General features: G+C 28.0%; 25 protein-coding genes. 21 read left to right on the plus strand and 4 right to left on the minus strand.

The window, feature by feature from the left end:
- The first annotated feature begins 1 nt into the window (after position 1).
- The 18 genes from A8C32_RS05985 (at position 2) to A8C32_RS06070 (ending at position 20,279) form a co-directional block, all read left to right on the plus strand.
- Positions 2 to 1,153, plus strand: coding sequence for a glycosyltransferase (locus A8C32_RS05985; RefSeq protein ID WP_069829530.1), 1,152 nt, complete (start codon positions 2 to 4; stop codon positions 1,151 to 1,153).
- Positions 1,154 to 2,038 carry a glycosyltransferase family 2 protein gene (locus A8C32_RS05990; protein WP_069829531.1) on the plus strand — a complete coding sequence of 295 codons (885 nt, stop codon included), beginning with the start codon at positions 1,154 to 1,156 and terminating at the stop codon, positions 2,036 to 2,038.
- Positions 2,039 to 3,478 carry an MBOAT family O-acyltransferase gene (locus A8C32_RS05995; protein ID WP_069829532.1) on the plus strand — a complete coding sequence of 480 codons (1,440 nt, stop codon included), beginning with the start codon at positions 2,039 to 2,041 and terminating at the stop codon, positions 3,476 to 3,478.
- The gene (locus A8C32_RS06000) at positions 3,479 to 4,381 is read left to right on the plus strand and encodes a hypothetical protein (RefSeq protein ID WP_069829533.1); all 903 of its coding nucleotides are present in this window, start codon (positions 3,479 to 3,481) and stop codon (positions 4,379 to 4,381) included.
- 93 nt (positions 4,382 to 4,474) lie between these two features.
- Positions 4,475 to 5,629 (plus strand): acylneuraminate cytidylyltransferase, encoded by a 1,155-nt coding sequence (locus A8C32_RS06005; protein ID WP_069829534.1) that lies wholly within the window; start codon positions 4,475 to 4,477, stop codon positions 5,627 to 5,629.
- A 16-nt stretch (positions 5,630 to 5,645) separates the two neighbouring features.
- A complete protein-coding gene (locus A8C32_RS06010) occupies positions 5,646 to 6,521 on the plus strand; it encodes an N-acetylneuraminate synthase family protein (protein ID WP_069829535.1) in 876 nt (291 codons plus the stop codon).
- Positions 6,522 to 6,528: 7 nt separating this feature from the next.
- Positions 6,529 to 7,926 carry a glycosyltransferase family protein gene (locus A8C32_RS06015; RefSeq protein ID WP_069829536.1) on the plus strand — a complete coding sequence of 466 codons (1,398 nt, stop codon included), beginning with the start codon at positions 6,529 to 6,531 and terminating at the stop codon, positions 7,924 to 7,926.
- Between the two features lie 4 nt (positions 7,927 to 7,930).
- Entirely contained in the window at positions 7,931 to 8,602 is a 672-nt protein-coding gene (locus A8C32_RS06020) for an FkbM family methyltransferase (protein ID WP_069829537.1), read from the plus strand.
- A gap of 4 nt (positions 8,603 to 8,606) precedes the next feature.
- Positions 8,607 to 9,758: a glycosyltransferase family 4 protein gene (locus A8C32_RS06025; protein ID WP_069829538.1), complete on the plus strand. Its 1,152-nt coding sequence runs from the start codon at positions 8,607 to 8,609 to the stop codon at positions 9,756 to 9,758.
- The gene (locus tag A8C32_RS06030; RefSeq protein WP_069829539.1) at positions 9,758 to 10,717 is read left to right on the plus strand and encodes a hypothetical protein; all 960 of its coding nucleotides are present in this window, start codon (positions 9,758 to 9,760) and stop codon (positions 10,715 to 10,717) included. The genes A8C32_RS06025 and A8C32_RS06030 overlap by 1 nt, the downstream gene beginning before the upstream one ends.
- Before the next feature lie 6 nt (positions 10,718 to 10,723).
- Entirely contained in the window at positions 10,724 to 12,259 is a 1,536-nt protein-coding gene (locus A8C32_RS06035; RefSeq protein WP_069829540.1) for a glycosyltransferase family 2 protein, read from the plus strand.
- Positions 12,260 to 12,269: 10 nt separating this feature from the next.
- On the plus strand, positions 12,270 to 13,313 hold the full coding sequence (locus A8C32_RS06040) for an exostosin domain-containing protein (protein WP_123803334.1): 1,044 nt from the start codon (positions 12,270 to 12,272) through the stop codon (positions 13,311 to 13,313).
- Positions 13,306 to 14,316 (plus strand): glycosyltransferase family 2 protein, encoded by a 1,011-nt coding sequence (locus A8C32_RS06045; protein WP_083253266.1) that lies wholly within the window; start codon positions 13,306 to 13,308, stop codon positions 14,314 to 14,316. Before A8C32_RS06040 ends, A8C32_RS06045 begins: the two co-directional genes overlap by 8 nt.
- Positions 14,304 to 15,422, plus strand: coding sequence for a glycosyltransferase family 4 protein (locus tag A8C32_RS06050; RefSeq protein WP_069829542.1), 1,119 nt, complete (start codon positions 14,304 to 14,306; stop codon positions 15,420 to 15,422). Before A8C32_RS06045 ends, A8C32_RS06050 begins: the two co-directional genes overlap by 13 nt.
- Positions 15,422 to 16,507 (plus strand): glycosyltransferase, encoded by a 1,086-nt coding sequence (locus A8C32_RS06055; protein WP_069829543.1) that lies wholly within the window; start codon positions 15,422 to 15,424, stop codon positions 16,505 to 16,507. Before A8C32_RS06050 ends, A8C32_RS06055 begins: the two co-directional genes overlap by 1 nt.
- Before the next feature lies 1 nt (position 16,508).
- Positions 16,509 to 17,861 carry an O-antigen ligase family protein gene (locus A8C32_RS06060; protein ID WP_069829544.1) on the plus strand — a complete coding sequence of 451 codons (1,353 nt, stop codon included), beginning with the start codon at positions 16,509 to 16,511 and terminating at the stop codon, positions 17,859 to 17,861.
- The gene (locus A8C32_RS06065; protein ID WP_069829545.1) at positions 17,821 to 18,846 is read left to right on the plus strand and encodes a glycosyltransferase family 4 protein; all 1,026 of its coding nucleotides are present in this window, start codon (positions 17,821 to 17,823) and stop codon (positions 18,844 to 18,846) included. The genes A8C32_RS06060 and A8C32_RS06065 overlap by 41 nt, the downstream gene beginning before the upstream one ends.
- A gap of 41 nt (positions 18,847 to 18,887) precedes the next feature.
- Positions 18,888 to 20,279, plus strand: coding sequence for a sugar transferase (locus A8C32_RS06070; RefSeq protein ID WP_069829546.1), 1,392 nt, complete (start codon positions 18,888 to 18,890; stop codon positions 20,277 to 20,279).
- On the opposite strand, the gene A8C32_RS06075 is transcribed toward A8C32_RS06070, so the two are convergent.
- Positions 20,266 to 21,450: a lipoprotein N-acyltransferase Lnb domain-containing protein gene (locus A8C32_RS06075; RefSeq protein WP_165605799.1), complete on the minus strand. Its 1,185-nt coding sequence runs from the start codon at positions 21,448 to 21,450 to the stop codon at positions 20,266 to 20,268. The two genes, A8C32_RS06070 and A8C32_RS06075, sit on opposite strands and share 14 nt — an antisense overlap.
- Positions 21,451 to 21,530: 80 nt before the next feature.
- Positions 21,531 to 22,601: a putative type IX sorting system protein PorV2 gene (locus A8C32_RS06080; RefSeq protein WP_069829547.1), complete on the minus strand. Its 1,071-nt coding sequence runs from the start codon at positions 22,599 to 22,601 to the stop codon at positions 21,531 to 21,533.
- 125 nt (positions 22,602 to 22,726) lie between these two features.
- On the opposite strand from A8C32_RS06080, the gene A8C32_RS06085 reads away from it, so the two are divergent.
- The 3 genes from A8C32_RS06085 to A8C32_RS06095 are packed head-to-tail and all read left to right on the plus strand — an operon-like array spanning position 22,727 to position 24,917.
- Positions 22,727 to 23,473 carry a CDP-alcohol phosphatidyltransferase family protein gene (locus A8C32_RS06085; RefSeq protein ID WP_069829548.1) on the plus strand — a complete coding sequence of 249 codons (747 nt, stop codon included), beginning with the start codon at positions 22,727 to 22,729 and terminating at the stop codon, positions 23,471 to 23,473.
- 7 nt (positions 23,474 to 23,480) lie between these two features.
- Positions 23,481 to 24,293 carry a TerC family protein gene (locus A8C32_RS06090; protein WP_069829549.1) on the plus strand — a complete coding sequence of 271 codons (813 nt, stop codon included), beginning with the start codon at positions 23,481 to 23,483 and terminating at the stop codon, positions 24,291 to 24,293.
- A gap of 27 nt (positions 24,294 to 24,320) precedes the next feature.
- A complete protein-coding gene (locus A8C32_RS06095) occupies positions 24,321 to 24,917 on the plus strand; it encodes an LURP-one-related family protein (protein WP_069829550.1) in 597 nt (198 codons plus the stop codon).
- Between the two features lie 64 nt (positions 24,918 to 24,981).
- Here the strand turns inward: A8C32_RS06095 and A8C32_RS06100 are convergent, their stop codons facing one another.
- Positions 24,982 to 25,146, minus strand: coding sequence for a type II toxin-antitoxin system antitoxin (locus A8C32_RS06100; protein WP_069829551.1), 165 nt, complete (start codon positions 25,144 to 25,146; stop codon positions 24,982 to 24,984).
- 41 nt (positions 25,147 to 25,187) lie between these two features.
- On the minus strand, positions 25,188 to 26,048 hold the full coding sequence (locus A8C32_RS06105; protein ID WP_069829552.1) for an SPFH domain-containing protein: 861 nt from the start codon (positions 26,046 to 26,048) through the stop codon (positions 25,188 to 25,190).
- Between the last annotated feature and the right edge of the window lie 15 nt (positions 26,049 to 26,063).

The following is a 26,063-nucleotide window of genomic DNA, read 5'->3' on the forward strand; positions in this document are numbered from 1 at the left end:
AATGAAAATACTCATGGTTGCCATACCAAATCATCATTTTTTTCAATGGGTAAACCAATTAGAAGATTCTGGATTTGAAGTGTTTTGGTTTGATGTAACAGATGGTGGTCCAAAATCGAATAAAATACCATGGGTAACCCAAATAAAAGGATGGAAATTAAAATACAATTTTATTTTTAGACAAAGAATAAAAAAACAATTTCCAAAATTATATAATTATATTCAAAAGTATAACGAAAATAATGTACTATCAGCATTCGAAAAAGCTTATAATAACATACAACCAGATATCGTACATGCTTTTGAAATGCAATTATCAGGGTTACCTGTTCTACCAATTATGCAAAAAAATAAAACGCCTTTAATATATTCCTCTTGGGGTAGTGATTTGTTTTATTTTAAAGAATTGGGACTTACTAAAACACAAGTCAATACTTTTTTTAAACGAACCAATTATTTAATAACCGATTGTAAGCGCGATTTTAAAATAGCAAAAAATAATGGCTTTAAAGCGAAATACCTTGGCGTATTTCCTGGTAATGGAGGTTTAAAAATAGACATGTCAAAAATTAAAAAGTTTAATCAAAGACACACTATTTTAATAAAAGGATATGATGATGGTGTAGGTAAAGCATCTATAGTGCTAAAGGCTTTAGAGTTAGTTTCAAAAGAAATATTAAAGAAAAAAACTATAGTAATTTATAGTGCAGATGATAGTATTAAAAAGTTAATTGAAGCTTCCAAAGTACTCTCAAGCTTAAACATTATTGTGCACTCAAGATATAAATTTATAAAGAATAGAGATTTACTTGCACTTATGGGAGAAAGTTGTATACATATAGCAAATAGCTTATCAGACGGGATGCCAAATGCTTTATTAGAAGCTATGGCTATGGGGGCATTTCCAATTCAATCTAATCCAGGTAAGGTTACAGAAGAAGTTATTACAGCTAATAAAAATGGTTTGTTAATAGAAAATCCATTAGATGCTAATGCTCTAGTAATGCTTATTGAAAAAGCTATAGAAGATGTCACTTTAAGGCAGGAAGCTCAAGATTTTAATGTCAATTTTATAAAGGCGCATTATAATCGTAGTACCTTGAAACCAGAAATTATTAAACTATATCAAAATATAAAACATACATCAGTTTAAATGCAAATTTCATTTTTAATTGTAACAAAACATAGACCACAAGATTTAGCTTTTACTTTACATAAGTTAAAAGAATTGATCGATTTATCTATTCATGAAGTATTAGTTTTTATCGATGGGTGTTCTAAAACAGAAGATATTACTAGTGATTTTGATTGGGTTAAATGGACCATTTCTAAAGAGAGTGTTAGTGCATCTCCAGCAAGACAGATATTGTATAAAAAAGCAACGGGAGCTATTTTTATAGGTTTAGATGATGATGCACATCCATTAAGTGCAAATTTTATTTTAGAGGTTGAAAAAACATTTAATTCTAAATCAAATATAGGTATTATTGCTTTTCAAGAAGTTAGAGGTTTATTTAAATCAGACTCAGAAGCTTTAAAACAGATAAAACATAGAGAATCTCATTTAACTAACGATTTTGTAGGCTGTGGCTTTGCTATAAAAAAGCGAATTTACGATACCACAAATGGATTTCCTATTTGGATGAATATTTATGGAGAAGAACCAGCTTTAGCTATTGAGGTTTTAGATTTAGGCTATGATATATTGTATCAACCAAAAATAAAAGTAAATCATAGAGTAGATGTTAAAAAACGAAAACATCAAGGTCGAAACTACTACAGATTTCAGCATCAGTTAAGAAATACAATTCGATTTTATTTAGTGTATTATCCCAAACCAATACTAAAAGTACTAAAAGCTTTGTGGCATAATTTTATGAAATATGCCTTAAAGGATAGTCGTTATTTTAAATCTTTTGCAATCGTATTTTTTCAAACATTATTTAAGCTACCACAAATATTGAAATATAGAAAACCAGTAAAAAAAGCAACCATACAAAAAAAACTGAGTTTAAAATCTTTAAATTACTCTAATTAAATGCTATTTAATTCTATAGATTTTGCTCTTTTTTTGCCAATAGTATTTGTAACATATTGGTTTGTTGTACAAAAGCGTTTAAAGTTTCAAAATGCATTATTAGTTATTGCAAGTTATGTGTTTTACGGTTGGTGGGATTATCGTTTTCTATCTTTAATTATATTTAGTTCTTTAGTAGATTATACCATAGGGAAACAGTTAAAAAAAGAAAAAATACCTTCTAAACGTAAATTGTTATTATGGCTAAGCATAATAGTTAATCTAGGGTTATTAGGCTTTTTTAAATACTATAACTTTTTTGTAGATAGCTTTGTAGAAGCTTTTTCTTTATTTGGAAATAAAATAACGCCAAATACTTTAAATATTATATTGCCAGTAGGTATTAGTTTTTACACATTTCAAACCTTAAGTTATACTATAGATGTTTATAAAAAACATTTAAAACCCACAGACGATATTATTTCATTTCTAGCCTTTGTTAGTTTTTTCCCTCAATTAGTAGCTGGCCCCATAGAAAGAGCATCTAATTTATTACCACAATTTTATAGAAAGCGAGAGTTTCATTATTCAAAAGTAGTGGATGGATGTAAACAGATCCTTTGGGGTTTTTTTAAGAAAATTGTTATAGCAGATAACTGTGCTACATATGCAAATACTATTTTCAATAATTCTGAAGATTATTCAGGAAGTACATTACTCGTAGGAGCCGTTTTGTTTACATTTCAGATTTATGGGGATTTTTCTGGATATTCCGATATAGCAATAGGAACCTCAAGATTATTCGGTTTTAATTTAAAACAAAATTTTGCATTCCCTTATTTTTCAAGAGATATTGCAGAATTTTGGAGACGTTGGCATATATCATTATCAACTTGGTTTAGAGATTATTTATATATCCCTTTGGGAGGAAGTAGAGGAGGTATATGGACAAAAGTTCGTAATACATTTATCATTTTTATAGTTAGCGGTTTTTGGCATGGAGCTAATTGGACTTTTGTAGTGTGGGGAGGATTAAATGCATTATATTTTATACCATTGTTATTAGCAAAAAAGAATAGAAGTCATTTAAATGTTGTAGCTCAAAATTCAAATCTTCCTAATTTTAAAGAGTTCACGTCAATGTTATTAACTTTTGGATTAACTGTAATAACTTGGGTTTTTTTTAGAGCAGAAACTATTGGGCATGCGCTCTCTTACATTAAAGGCATATTTAGTGTAAGTATTTTAAAAATACCAGAAGTAAGACCAACAAATCTTTTAGTTTTAATTGTTCTTTTTATGAGTGTAGAGTGGATAGGTAGAAAACAAGAATATGCAATAGAAACTTTTTGGTTGAAAAAAACAAGAGGCTTAAGATGGGCTTTTTATATGATTGTAATAGCATTGATTTTTATATTTAGCAGTGAATCGCAACAGGATTTTATTTATTTTCAATTTTAAATGAAGCATTTTCTTAAACATATTATTCTATTTAGCATTATTTTCTTTGTTGTAGAAAAGGGATGCTATTATTTTATACAACATGCTCCAACTAAAGAGTATGATAAGCGATTAGAATTGATTTTAAAAGGAGAGATGAATAAAGATGTTGTAATTATTGGTTCGTCAAGAGGCGCAAATAATATTATAGCCAAACAACTTGAACAAGAAACAAAACTTAGTACATATAATTTATCGTATAGAGGTTCTAATATTGATTTTCACGAATTTATCTTATCTACCTTATTAAAATATAATAAGCCTCCTAAAAAAGTGTTTTTAGTTATAGATCCTGTTTATGAATTTAAAAAAGAGAAAACTTTAAATTTTAGAATAGATCGTTTATTCCCATTAAAAAAATATAATTATATTAATAATGAACTTATAAAAAGGAATAAAAAAAATATACTTTCAAAGTTTTTCTGTGTGTCACGAGTTAGTAAAAAAGATTTTAACCTTAAAAAAGTTAATGTCCTACCTATTAATATAATGAGCTCTCATGGTTCAAAAATTATTACTTCAAAAAAAGAAAGAATAATGACATTCAATAATAATATTGAAATATATTCTAAACAAGATGAAAAGCAAGAACAAATAGATAGTTTTTATAAAATTCAGGCTTTATGTAAATTACAAGAAATTGAACTAATTTTTGTATTTCCTCCAAACCATAGTAGGTTTAATATGAGCTTTTATAAGCGCTTTAGGAAATTAATTAAAAAAGAAAATAGGATTTTGGTATATGATACCTTAAATCCAAAATATAAAAATAAAGATTATTATAGAGACGAATCACATTTGTTAAAAAAAGGAGCAGAAATATTCACTTCAGAAATTAGTGAATTTATACTTAATAGTAAGTGAAACTTAAAGAGATGTTTTGTCTTTAAAAAAACATTATCATCTTAAAAAAAGTGTATTTTAGCTATTCTTAAAAAAGTTTTAATTAACCAACACATGAAAAAAATTGGCTTTATTCCTCTTAGAAAAGGATCTAAAGGAATACCAAATAAGAATAAACGTAAAATGGTTGGAAGACCATTATTTACATGGGTTTTAGGAGAAGCTATTTTTTCTAATTTAGATGAAGTTTATATTTATACAGATGACCAAGATCTTATCGATTTTGTGAAAAAAGAATATTATTGGACGCCAAAAGTTAAAGCCATATTAAGAAGTGAAGCGAGTGCCACTGATACAGCTTCAACAGAATTTGCAATATTAGAATTTAGCGATAAATTAAACTATAATTTTGATGTATTCTGTTTACTTCAAGCAACATCACCTTTTACTCAACGGGATAATATTAATGACTGTTTGAATAAATTAACTGAAGGTTACGATTCAGCATTAACCGTTGTGAATACCCACCGTTTTTTATGGAATGAAAATGGAACACCTATAAATTACAATCCTAAAAGCCGTCCTAGGCGTCAAGATTTTGAAGGTATGCTAGTAGAAAATGGAGCCGTTTATACTATTACAAAGGAAGCCTTAAAGAATAATAAAAATAGGTTAGGAGACAAAATTGCTGTAGTGAAAATGGCAGAAGATTCTTTATTAGAAATAGATACGGAATCAGATTGGATTGCTGTTGAAAGCTTACTAATGGAAAGGCAAAAAAGAGAAAAGAAATCAGATAGAATTACACATGTTGTTTTGGATGTAGATGGTGTCTTTACAGATGGTACTATTACCTATACAAAAGAAGGAGAGCACACTAAAAATTTTGATATGCGTGATGGTATGGGACTTGAAATTCTAAGACAATTTAATGTTCAGGTCATGGTAATGACTTCAGAAGACTCTGCCTTAGTTGCTAAACGCATGAATAAACTAAAAATAGAACACGTGTTTTTAGGAGTAAAAGATAAATTTACTTTACTAAATAAAATTATTATAGATCAAGGCATTACTTTAAGTAATATCGCTTATGTTGGAGATGATGTTAATGATTTAACTAACATTTGCAGTGTAGGTTGGTCCTTAGCACCCAATAATGCTACAGATATAGTAAAACAAAATGCAGATATTGTACTCTCTAAAAACTCAGGAGCAGGAGCTATACGAGAGGCAAGTCAATTTATAATGAATTACAATAAAAGATTTTAAAATCTCTCAAAATTATATGAATACATACAAAAAGCCTTATATAATAGCTGAAATAGGTTGCAATCATAAAGGGGAAATGGAAATTGCTAAAGAGCTTATTAAGGTGGCTAAAATATTTTGTAACGTTGATGCAGTAAAGTTTCAAAAGCGTAATAATAAAGAATTATTAACAAAAGAACAATATAACCAACCACACCCAAATCCAATTAATTCCTATGGAGATACTTATGGAGCACATAGAGAATATTTAGAGTTTGATGTAAACCAACATGCAGCATTAAAATCTTTTTGTGAAGAGATTGGAATCGTTTATTCAACTTCAGTTTGGGATCTTACATCAGCAAAAGAAATAGCATCTTTACATCCAGAATTTATAAAAATTCCATCTGCATGTAATAACAATAAAACGATGTTGGAATGGTTATGTGAAAATTATAAAGGGGAGTTGCATATTTCTACCGGTATGACAACTAAAGATGAAATAGAGGATTTAGTTAGTCTTTTTAAGAAACATAATAGAAATAAAGATTTAGTACTTTATAATTGTACATCTGGGTATCCGGTACCTTTTGAGGATGTTTGTTTGTTAGATATTAATTTATTGATAGAGAAATATAAAAATGATGTAAAGCATATTGGTTTCTCTGGGCACCATTTAGGTATTGCTGTTGATGTAGCTGCTTATACTTTAGGCGCTAATATTATAGAAAGGCATTATACAATAGATAGAACATGGAAAGGTACAGACCATGCAGCTTCATTAGAACCTATGGGGCTAAGGAAACTATCAAGAGATTTAAATGCTGTTTATAAAGCTTTAAATTATAAGAGCCAAGATATATTACCAATAGAGGAAGTGCAACGTAATAAATTGAAAAATCAAAAAGGATAATTTCGTTTTGAAGAAGAAAAAAGTATTTGTTTTTTTTCCAGATGGCGTAGGTTTAAGAAACTTTGCCTTTACAAATTTTAAAGATATTGGAGAACAAATGGGCTTTGATATTCATTATTGGAATAACACAGTATTTTCATTAAAAGACAATTTAGGTTTTAATGAGGTAAAAATAGAAGACCATACAGCTCATAAATTATTGCCCATTTATTCTAGAGCTAGAAAGCGAGCAGAATTGAATGTATCCAGAGATAAATTTAATGATAAAGTTTATCCAACATATAAGTTCCCATTTAATTATAAAAACTTAAAAAATACTTTTAAGAGCCTATATACAAAAACTTTAATTGGGTTACATTCTTCTGAAAAAGGGATAGTGCGTTTGCGTAATAAAATAAATGAATTAGAGCGGTCTACATCAAAATATAAATATTGTAAGCAACAATTACAAGACCATAAACCAGATTTAGTATTTTGTACAACGCAACGCTCTACACAATCTATAAGTGCATTATTAGCAGCAAAAGATTTAGGAATACCAACTGTTGCTTTTGTATATTCATGGGATAATGTTCCTAAAGCGATGCAGGTTGTAGAAACCGATTATTATTTTGTTTGGAGTGATTTAATGAAACAGCAAGTATTACAATACTATCCTTTTGTAAAAAAAGAACAAGTGTTTGTAACAGGAACGCCTCAGTTTGAACCTCATTATGATACCTCATTATTACAAACAAAGGAAGTTTTTTTTAAAGAGAATAATTTAGATATAAATAAAAAATACATTTGTTATTCAGGTGATGATGAAACCACATCTCCATTAGATCAATATTACTTAGAAGATTTAGCAAATGCAGTACGAAGCTTAAATAATAAAGGAGAGAGTTTAGGTATTATTTACAGGAAATGCCCTGTAGATTTTACAGACAGATATAACGCCGTAATAGAAGCTAATAAAGATATTATTAAAGTTATAGACCCTATATGGAAGCAAGTTGGAGATCAATGGAACCAAGTTTTGCCAGCAAAAGAGGATTTTAAAATGTTGTATAATGTTTGTAAACATAGCGAATTTGTTACCAACGTGTGTTCCTCTACAGTTTTCGATTTTGTAGCCCATAATAAACCCTGTATCTATTATAATTATGAGCAACCACAGCTTAAAAAAGGAATTAGAGATATAGGACAAAATTATGAATATGTACATTTTAGGTCTATGCCAAGTCAAGAAGCAGCAATATTTTGTACAAATAAAAACGATTTAGAAACTTTAGTAGAAGCTATTTTAAAAGGAAAAACATCTAATGTTTCAGAAGGGTTAAAATGGTTTGAAATAGTAGCAGGAAAGACACCTCAAAAGGCCTCAGAAAATATATGGGGTATTATAAATGATCTTATAAACTAATTGTATGTTAGAGGATTACTTCAATAAAATAAAAGAAGATTTTTTAGAGGAAGATACCGCACTTTTTAGATTTGGAAGTATTGGAGACGGAGGTTACTTTATAAAACCAAGTACTTTAAAAAAGTCAGAATTATTGTTTAGCGGAGGAATTTCTTCAAATTTAGAGTTCGAATATGATGCCTTTAGATTTAATGAAGAATTAAAAATTATTATGGTAGATCCCACAGTTTCTGGGGGTAAATTAATTTTTAAAGGGTTAGTCCGCTTGTTTTTTAAAAAAACAGATAAAATAAGATACTTGTTTAATGCACTTATGTTTAACTATTTAAAAAGAAATAAAAGATGTGTGCATTTAAAAAAATGGCTAAGAAAACCAGAATGTTTGTTTGAAATAGCAAGTAATGAATTTCAAATTAAAAATAATATTTTAATCAAGCTAGATATTGAGGGCAGTGAGTATGACTTTTTAGACAAAATTAGTTCTAATTTAAGTCAAATATCAGCAATGGTTTTTGAGTTTCATGACCTACATAAAAATCATGAAAAAGTATATCAATTCATAAAAAACTGTACTGCTCAATTTCATTTAGTTCATCTAAGTATTAACCCATCAGGAGGTTTTGATGGGAAGAATCGCCCAAAGTGTATAGAAATAAGTTTAGAAAGAAAAGATTAGAAAGATGCATATCGGCATTATTACATCAGAATATCCACATCCTAAGGTAAAGCAATCAGCAGGAATAGCAACTAGTATTAAAAATTTGGCTTTAGCTTTAGTTGGAAAAGGGAATAATGTAACGATTTTTGTATACCATCAAGATGTAAATGAAATTCTTGAAGAAGAAGGTGTGAAAATACATCTTATTAAAAATAAAAAATTTAAACTTTTTTCATGGTATTTTTACAGAAAGCATATTCAGAAATATGTAAATACGATTGTTAAAGATCAGGATATAGATATTCTTGAAGCTCCAGATTGGACAGGTATAACAGCATTCATGAGTTTTAGAGTACCATTAGTAATTCGTTTTCATGGAAGTGATGCCTATTTCTGTAAACTAGATAAAAGAAAGCAAAAATTCAAGAATTTTGTTTTTGAAAAATTAGCTTTAAAAAAAGCATCAGCATTTATCGCTCCTACTAATTTTGCAGGGGAAGAAACTCGAAAAATTTTCGGATTAGATAAAAGAAAAATTAAAACGATTCATTATGGTTTACAATTGGAACATTTTGAGAATGATTCACCAGAAATCTATAATGAAAACACCATACTTTATATTGGTACAATTATTAGAAAAAAAGGTGTTTTAGAACTCGCAGAAATTTTTAATAAAGTAGTAAAAAGTAACCCCAATGCTAAACTTAAATTAATAGGTAGTGATGCGCCAGATATAAAAACGGGAAGCCAGTCAACATACAAATTAATGGAAGATAAATTTTCTGAGCAAGCAAAAAATAATGCTAGCTATTTAGGTAAAGTACCATATTCTGAAGTCAAAGAACAAATTAAAAAAGCACATATATGCACCTTTCCATCTTTTGCAGAAACTTTAGGAATGGTAACTATAGAATCTATGGCATTGCAAAAACCTGTAGTAAATACAAGCATAGGTTGGGGACAAGAAATTATAGACGATGGTATAAATGGGTATTTAGTACATCCATCTCATATTAATAAATACTCAGAAGCAATATTAAAATTGTTAAACGATAATGTTTTGTGTTCAAACATAGGGAAATCGGCTAGAATTAAAGTAGAAAAAACATTTAATATTCAAAACATTGTACATCAAAATATAGCATATTACGAATTGGTAATTAAAAATGCATAATGTCTGTTAAACATTTTAAGAAAAAGCTAAGTATCATTTTAAAAAAGGCAAAATTACTTAGCTACCATTCAAAGCAATTTAGCTTTAAAACTTATAAAGGTAAAAAACGAATTATTATTTGTTTTAATGGAGTGTTGCCTCATGGCGGATTGGTAGATAGATTAAAAGGGATTTTGTCTTTTTATGAAATTTCTAAAATATTAGATTACGATTTTTTTATTCAATTTAATAATCCTTTCCCATTAGATGCTTTTTTAGAGCCTAATTTAGTGCCTTGGAGAATAGATGAAGCTGCAATTAAATACAATCCTATTGGTACAAAACTAATTTATGCTGTTAATAATTTTGATGCAAATCCGTTAGAAGAAATAAAGAAAGCAAGAGCTCATACATTCATAGTATATGCCAACATAGACTATTTAAAAATATTTTATCCTAAAAAAAATGTAGAAGTATTAGAGACTAAATGGCGTTTAAATTTTAACGAACTATTTAATAAAACCATACACTTAAAAACGAAGTTAAATAACATAGAAAAAGATAAATATATTAGCTTTCATACACGTTTTACAAGCTTAATGGGCGATTTTAAGGATACCACAAAGTTGGTGCTTTTAGATGATGAAAAAGAAGCCTTATGTTTGAAGCTCCAAAAGAAAATTAAAACAATCTTATCAATTAATAACCATAAGTGTTATGCCTTTTCTGATAGTATTAATTTTTTAAATAAAATTAAACAAAAGGAAACAGTAAATTTGGTGGAAGGCAGTCCATTTCATATGGATAATTTTACTAAAGAATCAACTTTAGATGCTCATTTAAAAACATTGATAGACTTTTTTATGATAGCCAATAGTGAAGTTGTTTATTTTATAAAAATAGATAAAATGTATCATAGTAGCTTTTCTAAATATGCTGCTATTATTGGAGATAAACCATTTAAGATGATAACAGATTAATTATAAATGATTTTATTAATACATAATAATAACGTTGTTACTCAAGTTTTTGAAGACCATCAAGAGCATAATAATTCAATCCATATAGGGCAAAAAACAACAAAAGTATTATTAAGTGTTGCAGAATTGTATCCGCAAAAGTTAATTATGTGGTGTCATGATGTTTATAAGGATGATATAAATACAAGCGGTATAAATAGTATTTTTCATCACAAAAGAATTTTAGCAACGTATACTCCAGATGATAAAGAATATTTACCAGAATCTATCGGGTATATTGAACGCTCATATTTTTTAAAGATAAAAAAAGATGTATCGTATCCTACATGGATTATGAATAATGCAGTTGGAGGAATACATGCTTCAGTGATTTTAAATTTAAAAAAAGAATTAAATTTTAATACAAATTTTAATTATTTTTTAAATGCATTAGCAAAACGTGCTATGGTAGAAGGTCTTTTTTGTTATTCAGAACCTAAACTATTAAGAAAAGGAACTTTAATAAAATTAGAAACAAAGCAAGCTTCAATTTATCAATTATTTAAATTTGTTAAACAACATTACAAATGGGTATGGATATTTTTTATGAGTATATGTTTGGTAATTTATGAAAAAAAACTAGTGATACTCCCAATTTTAAGGTCATTATTTTATAGAAAATTAAATACCAATTTTAATTTAGAAGCTATTAAAATTCAATCTAAAAGGAAACTTATAGATAAAAGGGAAATAGATGTTATTATTCCAACCATAGGAAGAGAAAAGTATTTGTACAATGTTTTAAAAGATTTCTCTAAGCAAACAATATTACCAAAAAATATTATTATTGTTGAGCAAAACTCAGAAGTCAATTCAAAATCAAAATTAGATTATTTAACAAATCAAGATTGGCCTTTTAAAATAAAGCATCATTTTATAAATAAATTAGGAGTTTGTAATGCCAGAAATTTGGCTCTAAAAGAAGTGAAAAGTGAATGGGTGTTCTTGGGAGATGATGATAATAGATTTGAACCTAACCTAATAGAAGATTTATTTAAAAACATAGAAACAACAGGAAATAAAGTAGGAACCACGGTATATTTACAACCACACGAAAAACAAACGTATTTTAAAACAGCTCAAACAGGAATTTTTGGGGCAGGTAATAGTATTTTAAGATCAGATTTATTAAAAAACGTAAGTTTCAATACAAAATTTGAGTTTAATTATGGAGAAGATAATGAGTTCGGCATGCAATTACGAACTTTAGGGGAAGATGTTATATTTTATTCAAAAGTTAAAATAAAGCATCTAAAAGCCCCAATAGGCGGGTACAGAACAAAGTTTAAACAACTATGGGCAGAAGAGGCGATACAACCAAAACCATCACCAACTATACAATTACTTAATCAAACTTATTTCACAAAAAAACAGATAAAAGGATACAAAATGGTATTGTTTTTTAGACTTTTTAAATCAAATTTTATTTTTAGTCCTTTTAAACAAATTGCTTGTTTTAAAAAACAATGGGAACAAAGCCTGCATTGGAGTACTAAATTATAATACAGAAACAATGCTTAAACTATACACGGATAAAACATTTTTAACAGAAGTACATAGGAGACATGTTTTTCCTTTGTTGTTTGATTTACATTTTCAAAAAAATACGACTTTACTCAACTATTATGAATTAACGGATACCATTGCAAATTGTGATATTGTAGTTTTTCCAATCGATTATAATTCCTTTTATAAGTTTAATAAAGCATTTAAGAATTTAAACGATGAAGCTAAAAAATATAAGAAACGAATTTGGATATATACTTCGGGAGATTATGGATTTACTGTGTATATTCCAAATAGTTATAATTTTAGGTTAGGCGGTTTTAATTCAAAGTTAGATAGTAATACTTTTATATTGCCCTCATTTATTAATGATCCTTATAAAAATGTTTTAAAGCAGTCTTTTTTGACATTAGAAAAAAAGACTAAACCTAATATTGGTTTTGTTGGACACTCCCAATCTGGTTTAATTAAGTTTGTAAAAGAGTATTTAAGTTATTTAAAATCAAACTTAAAGCGTAAGTTTGAAAATAAGTTAGAAGATAAGCAGACTTTTTATCCTTCAAGTATAAAACGAGCTCGTTATTTAGGAATTCTTACTCGAAATAAAAAAATAGATACAGATTTTATATTGCGTAATAATTATCGAGGCGGAGTGAAAAATAAGATAGAAAAAGAACAATCGACCAAGGAGTTTTATGAAAATATGTATAACAGTGCGTATACATTTTGTAGTCGTGGTGTAGGTAATTTTTCAGTTAGATTTTATGAGACTTTAGCCATGGGACGAATTCCTGTTTTATTAAATACAGATTGTAGATTACCTTTAGAAAATAAAATAAAATGGGAAAAACATATTGTTATTATTCAAGAAAATAAAAGTAATACTTTGGCACAAAAAATATTAGAATTTCATGAGTCTAAATCTAACTTAGAATTTCAAGCACTTCAAAAAAGTAATAGAATGCTTTGGGAAACACATTTAAGGCGAGATGCTTATTTTATAAAAATACATAATTCATTTATTAATATAGAAAACAGAAATAATGTATAAATCATTTACACTTATTATATGTACTTATATGAGGCCAAAGCCTGTTTTAGATTTGCTTATATCGGTAAATGAACAAACGTTACATCCTAATGAGATTTTAATAATCGATGGATCAACAAATCAAGAAACAGAAAAAACTTTAAAAGAAAATAACTTTAAAAATTTAAAATATTTCAAGGTAGGTGTAAAAGATAGAGGACTAACTAAACAGCGCAATTTTGGAATTAATTTAGTAGATAAAAACTCTGAAATTATATGTTTTTTAGATGACGATATTATATTAACTAAAACTTATTTTGAAGTATTACTTTCTACCTACAATAAGAAAGAAGATGCTTTAGCTGTTGGAGGATATATTACTAATGAAGTTAAATGGGAACAAGCATCATCAACTAAGATAAAAAGTAAGTTTTATTTTGAAGATTGGATGCGTAATGAGCCTTCTCGTTTTAAAGTAAGAAGAATGTTTAAGTTATTACCAGATGTTCAGCCAGGTTATATGCCTACGTTTTCTCATGGTCGAGCAGTTAGTTTTTTACCACCTTCAAATAAAATATATGAAGTAGAACAAATTATGGGAGGTGTATCATCTTATAAAAAAGAAATTTTTAAAGAATTAAACTTTTCGCCTTATTTTGAGGGCTATGGATTATATGAAGATGCCGATTTTTCATTACGTTTAGCAAAACGAGGTAAATTATACATAAATACTAAGGCACAGTTATCGCACTATCATGATGCTTCTGGGCGACCTAATAAATATTATTATGGAAAAATGGTTATTAGAAATGGATGGTATGTATGGAGAGTTAAATATCCAAAGCCAATTTTAAAAGCTAAACTAAAATGGCATGCCACATCATTTCTATTAACACTTATAAGGTTCAGTAATATTTTAACTTCAAGTAAAAGACAAGAAGCTTTTACAGAAAGTATAGGAAGAGTAGTTGGATGGTGGTCACTAATTTTTAATAAACCTAAAGTGGAATCATGCGATTTTTAATTATTTCACACGTAGAACATAAAAAACAAGACAATTTGTTATATGCCTATGCGCCCTATGTTCGTGAAATGAATTTATGGTTAAAACATGTCGATGAGGTAGAAGTAATAGCACCATTAATTACTAAGCCTACATCAAAAATAGACATGGCCTACAAGCATGATAAGCTTTTTTTGAACATTATTCCAGCTATCGAATTTACATCATTTAGTAAAATTATAATATCTATATTAAAAATACCTATAATACTTTTAACAATATTTAAAGCATGTAAAAAAGCCGATCATATTCATTTACGTTGTCCTGGAAATATAGGTTTATTAGGCTGTTTAGTTCAAATATTATTTCCAAAAAAGACGAAGACAGCAAAATATGCAGGCAATTGGGATCCTAAAGCTAAACAACCATTAAGTTACAAGTTTCAAAAATGGCTATTACGTAATACATTTTTAACTAAGAAAATACATGTTTTGGTTTATGGAGACTGGAAAAATCAATCAAAGAACATAAAATCATTTTTTACAGCAACCTTTAAAGAAGAAGAAAAAAAATTACCAGAAGCGCGTAATTACACGAGTGATTTACGTTTTGTCTTTGTGGGGACTTTAGTTAAAGGCAAACGCCCATTATTTGCTGTAAAAATAATAGAAGGGTTATTGGTAGAAGGTTATAATATTAAGTTAGATATTTATGGAGATGGCATTTTAAAAGGAGAATTAAATAAATATATAAAATATAATAAATTAGAAAAGTTTATTACTTTACATGGAAATCAAGATATTCAAGTATTGAAAAAAGCTTTAAAAAAGGCTCATTTTTTAATATTAGCATCAAAGTCTGAGGGATGGCCTAAAGCCATAGCAGAAGCTATGTTTTTTGGATTAATACCAATTTCAACAAAGATATCTTGCGTCCCATATATGCTAGATTACGGTAAGCGTGGTATTTTAATTAATTCTAATTTAAAAGAGGCATTAGAAGAAATAAAAAAATATTTAAAAAATGAAACCTTATTAAAAAGTATGTCTAAGTTAGGAGCAAATTGGTCTCAAAACTTTACCTTAGAAACTTTTGAAAAAGAAATAGCTAAACTACTTAAACATTAATGCGCGTTTTACAATTAATAGATTCTTTAGAAGCAGGAGGAGCAGAACGAGTTTCTGTAAACTTAGCGAATGCATTAGTATCTAATGTAGATAGATCTTTTCTATGCACATCGCGTAAAGAAGGCGTATTAAAAGAGAGTTTAAAACAAGAAGTAGGTTATATATTTCTCGATAGAAAAAAAACAATTGATATTAATGCCATTAGAAAATTAAAAACTTATATCAAGCAGCATAAAATAGATATTATTCATGCACATTCTTCATCTTTTTTTATTGCTACAATTATAAAGATATTAGGCGTGAAAGTTAAATTAGTATGGCATGATCATTATGGGTGTGATAGGTTTGTAGATAAAAGAAATAACTCTAAAGCGCTTTATTATTGTTCTCGTTACTTTTCATATACCCTTTCGGTAAATAGAAGTTTAGAAAAATGGACAAAAAAATATCTAAAAACTAGGGAAGTGAATTATTTGCCTAATTTTGCCATTCAAGATAAAATAAAACCAATAACAAAACTTTTAGGAGCGGATAATAAACGTATTTTACATTTAGCCAATTTAAGACCTCAAAAAGACCATCCTATTTTATTAGAAGCTTTTGCAAAAATTAATAAAAAGTATCCAGATTGGACACTTCATTGCGTAGGTAAAGATTTTAAAGATGATTATTCTAAGGCTTTAAGAGAGCAGGTTAAAACTTTAGCTATAGAAAATAAAGTGTTTCTGTACGGAAGTAAATCGGATATTAATAATATTATAAAACAATGTGATATTGGCGTATTGTCATCAAAATCAGAAGGGCTTCCTATAGCCTTATTAGAATATGGTTTAGCAGGTTTGCCAACAATAACAACTAATGTAGGAGAATGTGCTGCAGTTGTAAAGGAGTATAAAACGGGTTTGATTATAGAGCCTAGAAATGTAGAAGCATTAACTAATTCAATTATAAAATATATTGAAGATGAAATGCTTAGATTTAAGTATGCCAATGCATTTAAAAATGATATTTCTAAGAATTATTCTGAAGAATCTACAATAAAACGGTTAATGATAATTTATAACTCCATATTAAAAAATAAATAGTATGCAGCAAAAAAAATATCTAAAACTATTAGGGTTACATGTTTTATTAGGAGTTGTGTTATATTTTTTCAATGTTTTTGGTAATATTTATTTTTATTGCCTAACAATATATTTTTTTATACAAATAATAAATGCTAAAAAATCAAAAAAATCATTTGAAATACTTAAAGCCTGTGCCTATGTACTAGGAGTAGAGGTTTTATTAAGAATGACAGGAGGTGTTCTTTTTTATGAAGCAAATAAATATTTAGTTATTGTATTTGTTTTAATGGGACTGTTTTCTAACGGTTTTAATAAAAAAGCAGCATTATATTTACTTTACATATTTTTGCTAATACCAAGCGTATATGTGTCTTTGTCTATGCTAGATGTAGATACAAATATTAGAAAAGCTATAGCGTTTAATTTAAGTGGACCAGTTTGTTTAGGGGTTTCTGCTTTATTCTGTTTTGGAGTAAAGGTTACTAAAAATCAATTCGAAACGATTATTAATTATTGTTTGTTCCCTCTTATAAGTACTTTAGTTTATGTGATATTGTATAATCCTAATGTTTCACAGATAGCAACAGGTACGGCTTCAAATTTTTCGGCCTCTGGAGGGTTTGGTCCAAATCAAGTTTCTACAGTATTAGGTCTAGGTATTTTTTTAACAACAGCGAGGTTTTTTTATTTTAGTCAAACTAAGTTTTTAAGATATCTTGATTTATTATTTATATTATTATTTTCATTTAGGGCTATAGTAACATTTAGTAGAGGAGGGGTATTTACTGCAATAATTATGATTATTGCTTTTATTTTCACCTATTATAAGAGTATAAGTAAAAAAAATAAAAATAAGATGTTAGTTTCTATAGTCTTATTTTTAATAGTTGGATTTATTACTTGGGGGATTTCAATAGCGCAAACAAATGGGTTTATAGAAAAACGCTATACCAATAAAAATGCTGCAGGTAAAGAAAAGAAAGATATTACTACAGGACGTGGTGATTTGTTTTTTTTAGAGTTTGAAGAATTCCTAAATAATCCATTTTTTGGGGTAGGCGTTGGTCGTGTTAAAAATATACGATTTCAAAAAACAGGTATACATGCTGCTTCTCATAATGAAATGAGTCGTATTATAGCAGAACACGGTTTACTAGGGATTTTATCTTTTTTAATTTTAGTATTAACACCTTTGTTTTTTAGATTAGGATGTAGAAAAAATGTTCTATTTTATTCTTTTTATTTATTTTGGTTAATAACAATAAATCACTCAGCGATGCGTATTGCCGCACCTGCCTTTGTATATGCATTAAGCTTATTAAATGTTAGTCATGAAAAATCTCCTTTACATAGGAAATCAGTTATCTCGTAAAACTAAAACACCAACTAATATTGATACTTTGAGCTTGCTTTTAAAGCAGGAAGGCTTTGTTGTAAAAATAGCTTCAAATAAAACCAATAAGTTTGTAAGGTTATTAGATATGCTATATCATATAATAAAGTATAGAGTTACTACTGATTTTGTTTTAATAGACACATATAGCACTCAAAACTTTTATTACGCTTATTTATGTAGTCAATTATGTCGAGTTTTAAGGTTGAAGTATATTCCTATTTTACATGGAGGAGATTTACCAAATCGTCTAAAGCGAAATGTAAAGTTAAGTAAGGCTATATTTAATAATGCATATAAAAATATTGCTCCTTCAGGGTATATAAAAGCAAGTTTTGAAAATTTAGGATATGTTAATATAGTATGTATTCCTAATACGATAGAACTTAAAAATTATCCCTTTAAAAAAAGAGTTTTTGATAATGTGAAATTATTATGGGTACGTTCATTTTCAAAATTATATAACCCATTATTGGCAATAAAAATTTTAAAGGAACTAAAAGATCAAGGAATAAAGGCTTCACTTTGTATGGTAGGACCAGATAATGATGGAAGCTTACAGGAAACTAAAGCGTATGCTCAAGAATTAAAAGTAGATGTTCTTTTTACTGGTAAGTTATCAAAACAAGAATGGATAACATTATCCAATAATTATAATATTTTTATTAACACGACTAATTTTGACAATATGCCTGTTAGTGTTATTGAAGCTATGGCATTAGGTTTACCTGTTATTTCTACAAATGTAGGAGGAATTCCTTTTTTAATAAAACATAACAAAAACGGTATTTTAGTAGAGTCCAACTCTGTTAAAGCATTTGTAGAATCTATAAAGAAAGTTATAAATATACCTTGCGAAGCAAACAAGTTAGCTTTACGTGCAAGAAAAGGCATAGAAGAATATGATTGGAAAATTGTTAAAAATCAGTGGGGTAACCTTTTAGATAATAGACTGTTTTATTAAATTCTTATTATATTTATAGCTTCTCAATTTAACCCATATAAATGTCTAATCGTAGTATTCATTTTAATATTTCAGAACGGAAAATTTTATTACGTGTTTTTGATATCGTATCAATACTATTAGTATTATATTTTGTTAGTAATACTTTTGATTTTGATTATTTCACCATAACAAAAGAAAATTGGAGGTGGGTATTTATACTTGTTTTGTATGTGTCGGTATTTGGAACTGTTTTTGAACTTTATGATTTACAAAAATCAAGTAAAATAGAAAAGATTTCGACAAGTATTGTTTTTACAGTATCGATAACAGTGTTGTTCTATTTTTTAACACCTTTTTTTACACCTAGATTACCTGATAATCGATTACAAATATTATATTTTTATTTTGCTTTACTTACAGCATTATTTTTGTGGAGATTAGTTTATTTAACATTTATTGTATCACCAAGATTTTATAAAAAAGTATTAATTATAGGGGAGATTTCAAATATTGAAAATATAGTTGAGGCCTTTAGAAATTCAGACCCTAATTATAAAATAGTAGGATTTGTTAATTGTGAATATAATAAATCGAAAGTTGTTAAGTTTAATGCTATCCAAGAATATAAAGCCAAACATATAAATAGAGTAATCAAGGAGAAAGATATATCCGAAATTGTTGTTGCAAGTTATAATTCGGAAGCAATAACGGCTGATATCTATTATATCCTTATCAAGCTTTTAGAAGAAGGTTTTCCTATAAAGGAATATACTCAAGCTTATGAGGAAATGGCTCAACGTATACCTGTTCAATTTGTAGGGAAAGATTTTTATAAGTATTTTCCATTTAATCGAAGTAATCAAAATAAACTATATCTTCTATTTCATCGAATATTTGATGTATTAATATCGATTATTGGTGTTGTTATAGGATTAGTGTTTTTACCAGTTATATTACTAGGAAACTTATTGGGCAATCGTGGACCTCTTTTTTATTCTCAAGATAGAATAGGGAAAAATGGTAAAGTATTTAAGATACATAAATACAGAACGATGATTAAAAATGCCGAAAAATCTGGTGCAGTATGGGCAAAAAAAGGAGATGTTAGAATTACACCATTTGGGAAATTTTTACGACATTCTAGGTTAGATGAAATACCTCAATTTATAAATATTTTAAAGGGGGAAATGAGTTTAATAGGTCCTAGACCAGAACGTCCATTTTTTGTTAATGAATTATCACAACTACTTCCTTTTTATGAAACACGCCATATTGTTAAACCAGGACTTACAGGTTGGGCACAAGTAAAAACAAGGTATGGATCTTCTGTTGACGATAGTTTGGAAAAATTGCAATACGATTTATTTTATATCAAGCATAGAAGTTTTTTGTTAGATATAAATATTTTGGTAAAAACGTTAAGTACTGTTATTTTCTTTAGAGGCCAGTAGCTTTTTTATTATAATAAAAAACTAAATAAATATATCTTATAAATAAGGCTATTAATAAAGGTATTAACCCAATAGCAAAGACTTGCACACCTATAATCCAATGTAGCGTTAGAAGGCACATTGAAATGATTAAAAATTTTAAATATTTAATAAACCAACTACTTACTTTTGTTCTTAAAAGCTGTCCAATTACTAAAATATTAAGAGCAGAAGCCCATAATAAATTATAGTTTTGATGTGTACCGGAGTGGTCTGTAGCAAACCATAATAACAGTAATAATACTCCTATAAGTCCTGTAGTACTAAAAAGTATAATATCTAACCAGACACTTTGTTTTGTCTTCTTAAAATCATTATAAGTTATTAAAATGATTAATAAGGCTATAACTCCAAAAATAAAAAGTGGACTAGTTAAGAATTGATGCGATATAGAGTTTTCTTTTTTTGAATATAAAATTATATTGTCCTTAACCAGTTTCTTGTTTTTAAAGGTTGCATTTTTAAAGAATTTATAAATGTTCTCTGGTAAAAACATATGATCCTCTCTGGTAGCTTTTTTATCAATTACAGAACCTAAAGCTATATCAATACCTAAACTACCCCAAGAGTTTTTATTTAAGTTATTTTGAATTAGAGTTCTAAATGTAGCGTCTTTAAAGTCATCAGGAGTATTGAAAGTAATCGAATTTTTTAAAGCAATATTAGTAACATCTTTAATTTTAGTGGCACAATTATTAAAAAAGAAATCGTACAAATAGCGTTTGTTTTCTGGCTTGTAATTTTTAACTAAAAAATCATAAATGTTTTGCTTTTCTTCTAAAGATAGATTTAAAATTTGTTCTTTAATAGATCTGTTTTGAGTTGTATAACTTTGATAAAAATCTTTATAATAGTTTAAACCTATTAAATAGTTTAATTTACCTTGGGCAAACTTTGTATAAAAATTAGGGGCATCAAAATCATAGACCCCATAATTAAAAACGACATCAATTCTTTTTACAGGATCCTTTATTCTAAAACCACTATGTCCAAATGCGTCATTTAAAGAGGTTCCTGGTCCAATAGTAAGAACACTTACTTGAGCCTCAGACGATAATTTGTTTTGGGCATTAGTGTTTTTTATAAATAAAATAATAGATAAAAAGAATAGTGTTTTTTTAATCGAACTCATTTAATATGTTTTATAACCAAAAATAGTAATATTAAGGTGTAAAATAATAACTTTAAATAAAATTCATAAAACTTATTGTATTATCTAAACATGCTAAAATCAACCTTAATAGAAAATACATTTGAATATAAAGCAACACTTTGGTCTCCTATGTCTGTAAACGCATAATCAATTTGAATACCTTTGTATTTAAAACCTAAACCAAAACTTGGTTGAAAACTTAACTTTTCAGAGTCATCAATTTGTAGTTCATTTTGGAAATTACCCATACCAGCACGTAAAAAAACAGTATCAATATATCCAAATTCAAAACCTAAGGCAGGATTTATACTGGCTGCAGATGTAGAAATAATATCATTATTTTCTTCGAAACGTACATTTAAGTTAACAGAAGATAATAAGGTGTAATCGTAATTGAAATCAACTAATTTTGAAATACCAATTTGTAATTTAGGAATCGTAATTTCTGTAGTCTCAGGTAGTTCTTGGTTTTGACCAGCAACAGCGTTCTGAATTTTAGCAAATTCGTCTTCATCAATAGCCCAAGCATTAAATGTCGTTGTAATATCTCTAGCCATAATACCAAATTTCCAATTGTTTTCAGATTTAAATTGAATACCCACATCTAAACCAAATCCCCAAGAAGATGCGAAATCACCTATAACACGCCTTATTACTTTAGCATTTACACCATAATTTAGTCCTTGCACTGGAAGTTTTCTTGCATAGGAGAAAGTAAGACCATAATCAGCAGTAGAAAATAAACTAATTCTATCGTAATTTATATTTCCTTGTTCATCTATAAGTTCTGTAGTATTTAAAATATCATCAACAGCAAATCGTATTAATGAGATTCCAATAGAACTTCTCTTATCTATAGGTTTTGCAAAAGCGACATAGTCATAATTAGCAATATTAGCAAAATAACTAGAATGCATTAAAGCTAATTGATTGTCATCAATATTAACAAGTCCAGCTGGATTCCAATACCCAGAATTAACATCAGAAGAATGAGATGTAACAGCACTACTCATGCCTAATGCAGCAGCATCTACACCAATATTCATAAATTCGTTAGAATATTTTCTTACTGTTTGACTGTATATGGATATAGATACTATAAAAAATAGTATAGTTATGTATGATTTCAATCGCAATTTTTTTACAAAGATGCACATAATTTATAAACCTATAAACTTGAAATTATAATAGATATTGTTTAATACTTGTTTTAGACGAAAATTGTTTGCTATTTTTACAAAAAAAATCTAAATGTATGAAGAAACAAATACCCAATATATTAACACTTTTAAATTTATTGTGTGGATGTATTGCTGTTATTTTAGTTATAAATAATAATTCTATAGCAGCATCTTTATTTGTTTTTCTAGGAATATTTTTTGATTTTTTTGATGGTTTTGCAGCTAGAAAATTAAATGTTCAAAGTGAATTGGGCTTACAATTAGATTCATTAGCAGATATGGTTACGAGTGGTTTAGTACCAGGAATAGTGATGTATAAGCTTTTAGAATTAACGATTGATACTTCGGGAAAAACAAATAATTATTGGGAGGCAAATACTAATTGGTTAGATTTTAATTTGCCTTTACTACCACTTTTGGGGTTATTAATTACATTAGGGTCTGCTTACAGGTTAGCAAAATTTAATATAGATGAAGATCAACAAACCTATTTTAAAGGATTACCAACACCTGCAAATACCTTATTGATTATTTCGTTACCATTAATAATAAAATTTCAAAACAATGATCTTATAAACGCTATTATTCTTAATAAATGGTTTTTAATAGGAATTACATTTTTGAGTTGTTATATATTAAATTCAGATATTAAACTTTTTGCTTTAAAGTTTAAAGATTGGAGTTTTAAAAATAATGCTACCCGGTATATTTTTATAATCATGTGTGTCGTGTTTTTAATTGTTTTACAATTTGCAGCTATTCCTATCATAATATTACTTTACATAATCATGTCTGTTTTAGACAATTTAAAATCAAAATAATTTACTGATGTTAGAAAGTATTTTCACACTCTTAATGCTTGTGTTATTACAAGCTGTTTTAGGTTTCGATAATTTATTATATATTTCTTTAGAATCAAAAAAAGCCCCTCAATCTGATCAAAAAAGAGTTAGAAAAGTAGGGATATTAATAGCTATTGTTTTAAGGATTGTGTTACTATTTGTTTTAGTTTCTATCATAGACTTTTTTCAAGAGCCTTTTTCGTTTATGACAGGAAGTATAGAAGATATCTTTAAGTTTGCTTTTAACGGACACAGTTTAATCGTTTTAGCTGGAGGAGCTTTTATTATTTACACAGCTATTAAAGAAATATGGCATATGATATCTACTCAAGATTTAGATCAGGGTATTGAAGGAGGATCAAAACGAACTAAATCTTCTAAAGCTGTTATTACAAGTATCGTTGTGATGAATTTAGTTTTTTCTTTTGACTCTATTCTAGCTGCAATAGGGTTAACTAATGATATAGAAAATTCTACAGTGGCATTTATTATTATGGCTATTGCTATTATTGCTAGTGGGCTGTTAATGTTATTACTAGCAGATAAAATTTCTGTTTTCTTAGCTAAAAACAGAATGTATGAGGTGCTAGGGCTTTTTATTTTATTTATAGTAGGTATTATGTTGATAACTGAAGGAGGGCATTTAGCACATTTAAAACTCTTTGGAAACCCTATTGAATCAATGAGTAAAACCACGTTTTACTTTGTAATTGCTATTTTAGTTATTATAGATATTGTTCAAGGACGTTACCAAAAGAAATTATTAAAGGAAAAAGAATCTACAGTAAAAGAAAAATAATAATAAAGACATTCCAAATAACTACCAATGAAAGAGGTTAAATATCCAGTAAGTTTTAAATTTAATATTACGACACTATCTAACGATTTTATAGCAAAAGATTCATTAGGAACAACAATTGCTTATGTAAAGCAAAAAATGTTTAAATTAAAGGAAGACATTCTTATATATAATGATGAAAGTAAGTCGGAAATAGAATATAGAATTAATGCTGATAAATGGATAGATTTTTCGGCAGTATATAGTATTAAGGATAAAAAGGGTAAAGAAATAGGTAAAGTAGCTCGTAAGGGGTGGAAATCTTTATGGAAAACGGAGTACGAATTAATCGATCAGCATCAAAAATTCCAATATCATATTAGAGAAGATAATGCTTGGGTTAAAGTAATTGATTCTTTAATAGGGCAAATCCCTGTTTTAGGAGCTTTTACAGGTTACTTTTTTAACCCTAGCTATAGTGTCCTTGATTTGAATAATAAAGCGATAGTAAGGCTAAAAAAAGAAGCTTCATTTTTTGGTAGAAAATTTAAAATATCGAAATTAAGTGATATTGATTTAGATGATGAAGAACAAATCATTTTAGGGTTAATGATGATGATTCTTTTAGAACGAAGAAAAGGTTAAAGCTATTTTTTGTAAAATATAAAATCAGCTTTCATTGTACTCTACAGTGAAAGCTGATTTTTTTTTATTCAGAACCTTTCTTAGGTGTACGTTTAGATTTTTTTAAACCTTCATTAAGCATCCATTCTATTTGGCCATTAGTACTGCGAAATTCATCTGCAGCCCATTTCTCAATAGCTTTGAGCATATCTTCATTTATGCGTAATGCAAAAGCCTTTTTTTTAGCCATTAGAATTATTAATTATTTTTATATAAATGCAAATGTATCATTTATTGATTTAAAGTACCAGTATTTAAAACAGGAGAAGCTTCTTTATCACCGCAAAGTATAACCATTAAGTTACTAACCATAGCAGCTTTTCGTTCATCATCTAAATCTACAATATCTTTTTTTCCTAGTTCCTCAAGAGCCATCTCAACCATACTTACAGCGCCTTGAACAATTTTATGTCTTGCAGCAACAATCGCAGTAGCTTGTTGACGTTTTAACATGGCGTTTGCAATTTCTTGAGCATATGCTAAATAGCCTATTCTAGCTTCTAATACTTCAATACCAGCAATAGATAATCGTTCATCAATTTCTTTTTCTAAAGCTTCACTAACCTCATTAACACTAGATCTTAAAGTAATGTCTTCGGTATGTCCTTCGTCGGCAAAGTTATCATACGGGTACATGCTTGCTAATTTGCGAACAGCAGCATCTGTTTGCACGCGCACAAAATTTTCAAAATTATCAACATCAAAAGCAGCTTTATAAGTGTTTTGAACCCTCCAAACTAAAATGGTACTAATCATAATAGGGTTACCAAGCTTATCGTTTACTTTTAAGCGTTCACTGTCAAAATTACTAGCACGTAGCGAAATCTTCTTTTTAGAGTAAAACGGAATTATCCAATAAAAACCATTCTTTTTAATTGTTCCCACATACTTTCCAAATAGCAGTAATACTCTAGAGTTATTTGGCTGAACCATAATAAACCCCTTAAAAATGAAAATAGAAATAATAAAAAGGATTATAGAGAATAAATTCCCAGTTAAAACTATTATAGCAATACTTCCAAAAAGTGAAATAAGGAAAATTAATAGCATTAGATAACCGTTAGCGGGGGTGATTACTTTTTCTGATTTCATAATTTTATTTTAAAA

Source organism: Flavivirga aquatica, assembly GCF_001747085.1.
Classification (GTDB): Bacteria; Bacteroidota; Bacteroidia; order Flavobacteriales; family Flavobacteriaceae; genus Algibacter_C; species Algibacter_C aquatica.